This window comes from Streptomyces sp. NPDC026575 (assembly GCF_055567415.1).
Window position 1 is genome coordinate 19,013 of sequence record NZ_JBVHQM010000052.1, and the last position, 7,997, is coordinate 27,009.

Annotated in this window: 5 protein-coding genes; all 5 read right to left on the bottom strand. The window is 70.6% G+C overall.

Annotated elements, in window-relative coordinates; genetic code table 11:
* Positions 1-7 precede the first annotated feature (7 nt).
* Complete coding sequence (locus tag ACZ4NB_RS37985) at positions 8-1,006, bottom strand: Gfo/Idh/MocA family protein (RefSeq protein WP_467667619.1); 999 nt, start codon at positions 1,004-1,006, stop codon at positions 8-10.
* A complete protein-coding gene (locus ACZ4NB_RS37990) occupies positions 1,006-2,547 on the bottom strand; it encodes an NDP-hexose 2,3-dehydratase family protein (protein WP_467667620.1) in 1,542 nt (513 codons plus the stop codon). The genes ACZ4NB_RS37985 and ACZ4NB_RS37990 overlap by 1 nt, the downstream gene beginning before the upstream one ends.
* 23 nt (positions 2,548-2,570) lie before the next feature.
* A complete protein-coding gene (gene rfbB / locus ACZ4NB_RS37995; protein ID WP_467667621.1) occupies positions 2,571-3,554 on the bottom strand; it encodes a dTDP-glucose 4,6-dehydratase in 984 nt (327 codons plus the stop codon).
* A gap of 178 nt (positions 3,555-3,732) precedes the next feature.
* Positions 3,733-4,797, bottom strand: a complete 1,065-nt coding sequence (locus ACZ4NB_RS38000; protein WP_467667622.1) for a glucose-1-phosphate thymidylyltransferase — start codon at positions 4,795-4,797, stop codon at positions 3,733-3,735.
* 216 nt (positions 4,798-5,013) lie between these two features.
* On the bottom strand, positions 5,014-7,944 hold the full coding sequence (locus ACZ4NB_RS38005) for a type I polyketide synthase (RefSeq protein ID WP_467667623.1): 2,931 nt from the start codon (positions 7,942-7,944) through the stop codon (positions 5,014-5,016).
* Between the last annotated feature and the right edge of the window lie 53 nt (positions 7,945-7,997).

Consider the following 7,997-nt stretch of genomic DNA (forward strand, 5'->3'; position numbering starts at 1 on the left):
CCTGGGCTTACGTTCCCGCCCCCCGGGGCTCGGCGGTGCGGCGGATGGTGTCCAGCAGGACCGCTTGCCGCAGACAGTCCTCCCGGTGCGCGGGATCTAGTCCCCGCGCGTCCTGTCCGGCACGCACGGCTGCGGCGAACGCGGTGACGGTGTTGCGCACCTGGTCGTCGGCGGGGAGCCGGATCTCCTGGACCGGGCCCTGACCGTTGTGGAGCCGAACCACCGGAACGTGGTCGGCGGGCGAGGTGAACGCCCGGTCGACCGTGATCCGCCCCGTGCTGCCGTGCAGCTCGTAGGCGGACCGATAGGCGTGCTCCATACCGAACGACAGGTGGGCGCTGACACCTCCAGGGGTGCGCAGCAGGGCACCGCCGGAGGTGTCGACCTGCTGCCCCGGGCCGGAGCCGAGCACGGCCCCGGCGACCTCCAGTTCCGCGCCGAGCAGGTGCAGCGCGGCCCGTACCGGGTACACACCGACGTCGAAGAGGGCGCCGCCGCCGAGCGCACGCTGATAGCGGATGTCGCCCTCCGGCCGGGCCGGAACGGTGAATGTCGCGTGGAAGGACAGGACGCGCCCGATCGCCCCGCTCGTCACTAGTTCGCGCACCCGCGCGTGCTGCGCGTGATGGAGGAACATGACGTTCTCCCGCAGCACCAGCGCGCGGTCACGGGCGAGCGCGAACAGGGAGCGCGTACGCTCCGGGTCGGTGGTGAGCGGCTTCTCGGCGAGTACGTGCTTGCCCGCGCGCAGTGCCGCCTCGACCCACTCGGCGTGCAGCGCGGCGGGCAGCGGTACGTACACCGCCTCCACCTCGTCGATGTCCAGCAGGGCGCGGTAGCCGTGGACCGGCAGGCACCCGAAATCGCCGGCCAGTCGCTCCGCCCTGGCGCGGTCACGGCCGGCGACCGCGTACACCTCGGTCGCCGGCGACGCGGCCATCGCGGGAAGCATCCGGCGCCGGGCGATGTCCGCGCAGCCCAGCACCCCGACGCGCACCGGCCGCATCAGGACGCCACAGGCAGCGCATGGAGGCAGGCCAGCAGCGTGCGGGCCTGCACGTCCAGGTAGTGGCCGTGCCGCACCAGCCAGGAGAGCTGTCCCGGTGTCACCCAGAGGTACCCGGGCGGCGCCTGGAGCGGAACCTCGTCCCCGGCCTCGACCAGCAGGTATCGGCTCTGCGCGCCGAGGAACCGGCCGCCCTCCTCCGAGTGGACCGCCTCGTAACGGATGCGGTCCGGTTCGGCGGTGAGCACGGCGTCGAGGAACGGTGGCCGCCCGCCCGGCTCCTCACGGGCGACCAGTTCGCCGGGGACGTACTGCACGGTTGGCGCGAGTTCGACGGTGTCCAGGAAGCCGCCTTCCACGCGGGCGTGCACCAGGACGTGGAGCACGCCGTCGATCGGCCGGACGAGGAAGGCCATGATCCCCTGACCGTACGGTTCGATCAGCGGCTGGGTCCAGCTGGTCACCTCGCGGTTGCCGGCCTGCACGGACACGGCGACGACACGGAAGCCCAGGCCGTCGGCGGGTTCCAACGAGGCGGCGCCCCTGTGCCACCCGGGGAGGTCCCGAAGGGGCAGTCGGCGTACTGCCAGGTCGTGCCGTGACCGTTCCGCGGTGAACCAGGACAACAGGTCCGTGTCGGAGTGCAGTGCGCCCGCGTCGGCACGCCGGGCACGCGCCAGGGCGGCGGTGAACGGTGCGTCAGCGGACGCGGCGGGGAACGAGGCGGGCACGTCGTCGGGGGCACCGGCGAGGAGCGGCCCGGCGGCGTGCGCGGGGCCCGTCACCGGCAGGCACGAGAGGACCGTCCGCGAGTCCATGTTGATCAGGTTGTCCCGGTGCAGCAGGGCACCTATCTGACCCAACGTCAGCCAACAGAAGTCCGGTTCGAGCGGCACCTCGTCGAGCGCCTCGACGATCATGTTGCGGTTGCTCTTGTGGTGGAACCACGCGCCGTGCTCCGACTGCAACACATCGGCGATGACCCGGCCGCGCCCCGGCGCGACGAAATGCTCCAGGTACTTCACCTTCGCTCCGCGGTGCACCCCGGTGTAGTTGCTCCGGGTCGCCTGGACCGTGGGCGAGAGTTGCAGCAGGTTATTGTTGCCCGGTTCCATCTTCGCCTGCATCAGGCAGTGGAGGACCCCACCGAACTCCTTGACGAGGATGCCGAGGATACCGACCTCGGGCTGCTTGATGATCGGCTGGTACCAGTCGCCGCGCCGCCCTTCGTCGACGGTGACGCGCAGCCCCTCGACGCTGAAGAAGCGGCCACTGCGGTGCACCAGATCGCCGGTGCGCTCGTCGAAGGACCAGCCGTCGAGCTCATTGAAGGGGACGCGTTCGACGTGGAAACGGTGCGCCGTGCGACGCTGCGCGTACCAGGTGTCGAAGTCCCTGGTGGACAGCAGGACGCCCTCGGCGGCTGCCGCCGACCGGGCCAGGCGGGCCGCCGGTGTCCCATCGGCCCGCGGCCGCAGTACTCCGGCAGGAGACCGCACCGGTGCGATCGACGATGACGTTCCAGTGGGCTGCGGCAACATGTCCCTGTTCCCCTGCCTCTCTGTCAGGCCTGCTGGTCCGAACCGCCCCTGAGCGGCTTCCACCAGCCGGGATTGTCCCGGTACCAGGCGACCGTCTCCGCCAGACCACTGTCGAAGTCGATGCGCGGGGAGTAGCCCAGCTGTTCGCGGATCTTCGTGGAGTCCAGGGCGTACCGCAGGTCGTGACCCGGCCGGTCCGGCACCATCTCCACCATGGACAGCGGGGCACCGCACAGCTCCAGCAGCCGCTCGGTCAGCCACCGGTTCGTGCGCTCGTTGCCGCCGCCGATGTTGTAGACCTCACCGGCGCGCCCCTTGGTGAGGACGAGTTGGATCGCCCGGCAGTGGTCGTCGACGTGCAGCCATTCCCGTACGTTGCTTCCGTCGCCGAAGAGCGGGACGCGCTTCCCCTCCAGGAGGTTGCTGACGAACAGCGGGATGAGCTTCTCCGGGTTCTGGTAGGGGCCGTAGTTGTTGCAGCACCGGGTGACCGAGACATCTAGGCCGAGGGTCTTCCAGTACGCGCGGGCGATCATGTCGGCCCCGGCCTTGGACGCGGAGTACGGGGAGTTGGGCGCGAGGGGCCACTCCTCCGTCCAGGACCCCTGCTGGATCGATCCGTACACTTCGTCGGTAGAGACGTGCAGGACGCGCGGGACTCTGACGCGCAGGCAGGCCTCCAGGAGGCTCTGGGTGCCGGCGACGTTGGTGCGGACGAATTCGGCGGGTGCCTCGATTGAGCGGTCCACGTGGGATTCCGCGGCGAAGTGCACGACCGCGTCGTGTCCCGGCAGGAGTTCGAGCAGGGCCGGCAGGTCGCAGACGTCTCCGCGGACGAAGTCCAGACGCGGGTGGGCCATGGGCAGGCTGTTGCGGTTCCCGGCGTAGGTGAGGGCGTCATAGACGGTGATCCGGGCGTCCTCGAAGCCCTCGTAGCCGCCGTCCAGCATGGTTCTCACGTAATGCGAGCCGATGAAGCCGGCACCGCCGGTGACGAGGACCCTCATGCGACCCGACCTTCTTCCGCACGGCCCTGCCGGTGGCGACGGAAGGGTCGCGCGAGCGGGGCGGAGATGATTGTCCTGCGTGCTGCCGATGCGGCCGCACCCTGTCCGGCTCCGGGCTGCTGACCGCGTTGCGGCTGGACGTGGTTCGACGCAGGCACGACGTGGTTCGACGCAGGCATCAGGCAGCCACCTCCACCCGGGCGTCGTCGCCAACGATCAGCCGGTGGTGCGAGCGCCCCTCCTCGGAACCCACGGTGGCGCAGCGGCCGATCATCGAGCCGTGCAGGCCCGGTACGTCGCACACGGTGGCTCCGCCCAGGGTGATGGATTCGCCGATGCTGGTACGGCGCAGCACGCAGTCCCGCCCGATCGACGTGTACGCGCCGACGTAGCTGTCTTCGACCGTGGCACCCGCCCCGATGATCACCGGGCCCTCGATCCTTGACCTGACCAGCCGGGCACCGGCCTCGACGATCACCGGGCCCACCAGCACACTCGCCTCGTCCACGTCGCCGGCGACATGGTGCTTAATGTCACCGAGGAGCCGGCGGTTGCACGCCAGCACGTCGTCGATCTTGCCGGTGTCCTGCCAGTAGCCGCTGTACTCGCTCGCCCTCACATCCGCGCCGGAGGCGACCAGCCACTGGATGGCATCGGTGATTTCCAATTCGCCGCGGGCGCTGGGCCGGATGGCGTCGACGGCCGCGTGGATGGCCGGCGTGAAGAAATAGACACCTATCAGCGCCAGATTGCTGCGCGGCTCACTGGGTTTCTCCACGAGCCGGGCGACCGAGCCGTCGGCATGGAGCTCCACCACACCGAAGGCGCGCGGATCGGTCACCTTGTGCGTGACCAGTTGGGCGTGCGGACGGTCGGCGCGGAACGCTTCGGCGATGGCGCCGACGCCATCCGGTAGGACATTGTCACCCAGGTACATGACGAAATCACTGGAGTCGAGGAACTCCCGCGCGAGCTTTACGCAATGGGCCAGCCCCAACGGCTTGTCCTGGCGTATGTAGACGATGTGGAGACCCAGCCGGGCGCCGTCGCCGACGGCTTCCCGGATGTGTTCCTCCCAGTCGCCGACGATGATGCCGACCTCAGTCACTCCCAGCCGGCCGATGTTTTCCAGCACGTGCTCCAACACGGGTTTGTTGGCGACGGGGAATAGCTGCTTGGGCATGGAGTGGCTGAACGGGCGTAGGCGGGTGCCCGCCCCTCCGGCCAGTACCAGGGCCTTCATGGCGGTCCTCTCCTCAGGAATTTCCGGGTCACCGCTGTTTCGGCGAAATCGGACGACAGAACAGAAGGCCGCGATCGCTGGAACTCGCAGCGGGAGAAAGCGCGCTGCCGGGTTGACCGGCCACGCTTGGTGTGAGACTAGGGTGTCCCCATAACCCCGGAAACCCCTACGTCCCCTTATCACGCCGCTACCGGAACCGATGTCGGGTCGCACGGTTCAGCCGATACCGAGTTCGCTGTCCAGGGCGTCGAAGAGCTCGTCGTCGGTCGCCGTTTCGTAGGACAGTTCCTCATCGCCCGCCGCCCCCCGCTGTGCCTCCTGCCACTTGCGCAGCAGCACGTCCAGCCGTGCGGAGATCCTGGGGCTCCCGTCGTGCGCCGGCGGCACGGAGGCCAGCAGCGCCTCCAGCCGGTCGAGCTCCACCAACACGGGCCGGACGTCATCGCTCCCGGCGGGAGCGGCCAGTCGGTCGATGTGCTCGGCCGCCGCCCGCGCGGTCGGGAAGTCGAAGACGAGGGTGGCCGGAAGCGGCAGTCCGGTGGCCGCGGTCAGTCGGTTGCGGAGTTCGACCGCGGAGAGCGAGTCGAACCCCAACTCCTGGAAGGGGCGTTCCGGCTCGACGTTCTCCGGTGCCCCATGGCCCAGCACCGCCGCCACGTGAGTACGGACGAGGTCCACCAGTGTGCGCTCCCGCTCGGCGGCGGGCAGCCCAGCCAACCTCTGGGCGAACCTCGCCGCGTCCTGGGGGCTGCCAGCGGAGGCCGCCCGGCGCACAGCAGCGGGCACCAGGCCGCGGATCAGCGCCGGGGGCGCCGTGCCCACTGCCGGGGAGCGCAATGCGTCCATGCCCAGCCGGACGGGCACGACGGACACGTCGCCTCGGCGCAGTGCCGCGTCGAAGAGAGCCAGCCCCTCGTGCTCCGCCAGAGCCAGGAGCTCCTGACGGTGCGGCCGGAGCCGCCCGTTCGGGCCCGGCTCCGGGCGCGCGGCCCACGGACCGTACGCCAACGAGGTGGCCGGCAGCCCCTGGGCCCGGCGGTGTTCGGCCAGGGCGTCCAGGTAGGCACTGCTCGCCGCGTGCGTGGCCTGCCCAGCGGTCGGCAGCAGACCGTCCGCAGTGGAGAGCAGTACGAAGGCCGACAGGTCCATGTCCTTGGTGAGCTCGTGCAGGTGCCATGCCTCATCGACGCACCGGCGCAGGGCGACGCTCATCGCATCCGGACCCACCGCATCGGCCGGCCCGGCCCCCGGAACGCCCGTCGTGTGCACCACGCCTGTCAGCGGCCGACCCCCGGGCAGTGCGGCCAGGAGCTGTGTCAGTGAGCCCCGGTCGGAAGCGTTCCAACGGGCGACCGTCACCTCGGCACCGAGTCCTTCGAGTTCCGCAACCAGCGCGGACGAGTCCGGCGTACCCGGCTCCCCGTCAGCGGTCAGCACCAGGTGACGTACCCCGCCCGAGGTGACGAGGTGGCGGGCCAACGCCGCGCCCAGCGAGCCGGTGCCACCGGTGATCAGCACCGTGGAATCCGATGCGAGTGCGGAACCCGACGCGGGTGCGGAACCCGACGCGGGTATGGAACCCGACGCAGGTGTCGGGTCCGGTACTCGGGTGAGGCGGGGAATGCGAATCTCACCCCGGTGAATCGCCAGCTCTCCTTCGCCGGTGGCGGCCGCGACCGCCAACATCCGGCGGGACTCGTCCGTACCGTCCAGGTCCACCAGCACGAAGCGACCCGGGTGCTCGGCTTCGGCCGCCCGGACGAGGCCACGTACCAACGCGTGCCGGACGTCGCCGCCGTCGGTCAGCCGGTCGGTGGTGACCACCAGTTTCGAGTGGGTGAACCTCTCGTCGGCGAGCCAGCAGCGGATAGCTTCCCGCACGCGATCGGTCACCGCATGCGTGTCGTCCAGGACACTGCCCGCCACGGTCGCGCAGGACAGGAGCAGCATGTCCGGGACCGGTTCGCCGACCCCACCGCCTTCGGCCGAGGGGGCCGACGGTGACGCGGGGTGCGCGGCCCCCGGCCACTGTGGCAACTGTCCGTCGTACGGTACGGCGCCCGGCAGCCCGGCGGACGGCAGCGGCTGCCACTCCACCCGCAGCAGGGATGCCCGGCCGGCCCCCGCGGCCGCCTGGGCTAGGCCGGCGGGAACCCGACGCCAAGCCAGCGACTCGACCGTCATCACCGGACGACCGGTTCCGTCGTGAGCCGCTACGGTGCCCCTGTCCTCGCCGACCGGCGACACCCGTACCCGAAGGAGCCGGGCGCCGGTGGCATGCAGACGGACGCCGTGCCAGGAGACCGGCTGGACCGCCTCGGTTCCCTCGGCCGGGTCCGCCGCCGGGCCGGTGTCAGCGGCGGCGATCGGTGCGTGGAGCGCGGCATCCAGCAATGCGGGGTGCAGCCCGAAGAGGTCGCCCTGGGCAGCGCTCTCGTCGTCCAGGGCCACTTCGGCGTAGATCTCCTCCCCAAGCCGCCATGCGGCCCGCAGGTTCCGGAACGCAGGGCCGTACGCATGCTCGCGCACCGACAGCCGGCCGTACGCGTCAACGATGTCGATCGCATCGGCCCCCACGGGCGGCCACGCAGTCAGGTCGGGGCCGATCGAATCGGGGCCAGTCAGGTCGGGAACGGTCAGATCGGGGCCAGTCAGATCGGGAACGGCCTTGCTCGGTCCGGTGGTCAGTGTGCCCTCGGCGTGCTGGACCCACTGCTCGCCGGCCTGCCCGTCCTGGACGGCCCGGGAGTACATCGTGACCCTTCGGCCACCCCCGTCGCCTTCGGACGCGGCGACGACGACCTGGAGCTGCACGGCGTCACGCTCGGGCAGGACCAGCGGCGTGCTCACGGTCAGTTCCTCGATCCGGTCGCATCCGACCTGGTCACCCGCCCGGACGGCGAGCTCCACGAACACGGAAGTGGGCAGTAGCGTGGCCTGACCCACCTGGTGGTCGCCGAGCCAGGGATGCGTACCGAGCGAGAGCCGTCCGGTCAGCACGACACCGTCGTCATCGGGCGAGGCGATCACCGCACCCAACAGAGGATGACCGGCCTCATCCAACCCGGCCGCCGCCACATCCGCCTCCCCCGCCGACACCTCCAACCAGTACCGCTGATGCTGGAAGGCATACGTCGGCAAGGCCACCCGCCGGGCACCTTGCCCCGCGAACACACCCTCCCAATCCACCGGCACACCCT

Excerpts from the sequence above, each read along its gene's own strand:
- ACZ4NB_RS37985 (WP_467667619.1), bottom strand. The coding sequence starts at position 1,006 with ATGCGGCCGGTGCGCGTCGGGGTGCTGGGCTGCGCGGACATCGCCCGG.
- rfbB (WP_467667621.1), bottom strand. The coding sequence starts at position 3,554 with ATGAGGGTCCTCGTCACCGGCGGTGCCGGCTTCATCGGCTCGCATTAC.
- ACZ4NB_RS37990 (WP_467667620.1), bottom strand. The coding sequence starts at position 2,547 with ATGTTGCCGCAGCCCACTGGAACGTCATCGTCGATCGCACCGGTGCGG.
- ACZ4NB_RS38000 (WP_467667622.1), bottom strand. The coding sequence starts at position 4,797 with ATGAAGGCCCTGGTACTGGCCGGAGGGGCGGGCACCCGCCTACGCCCG.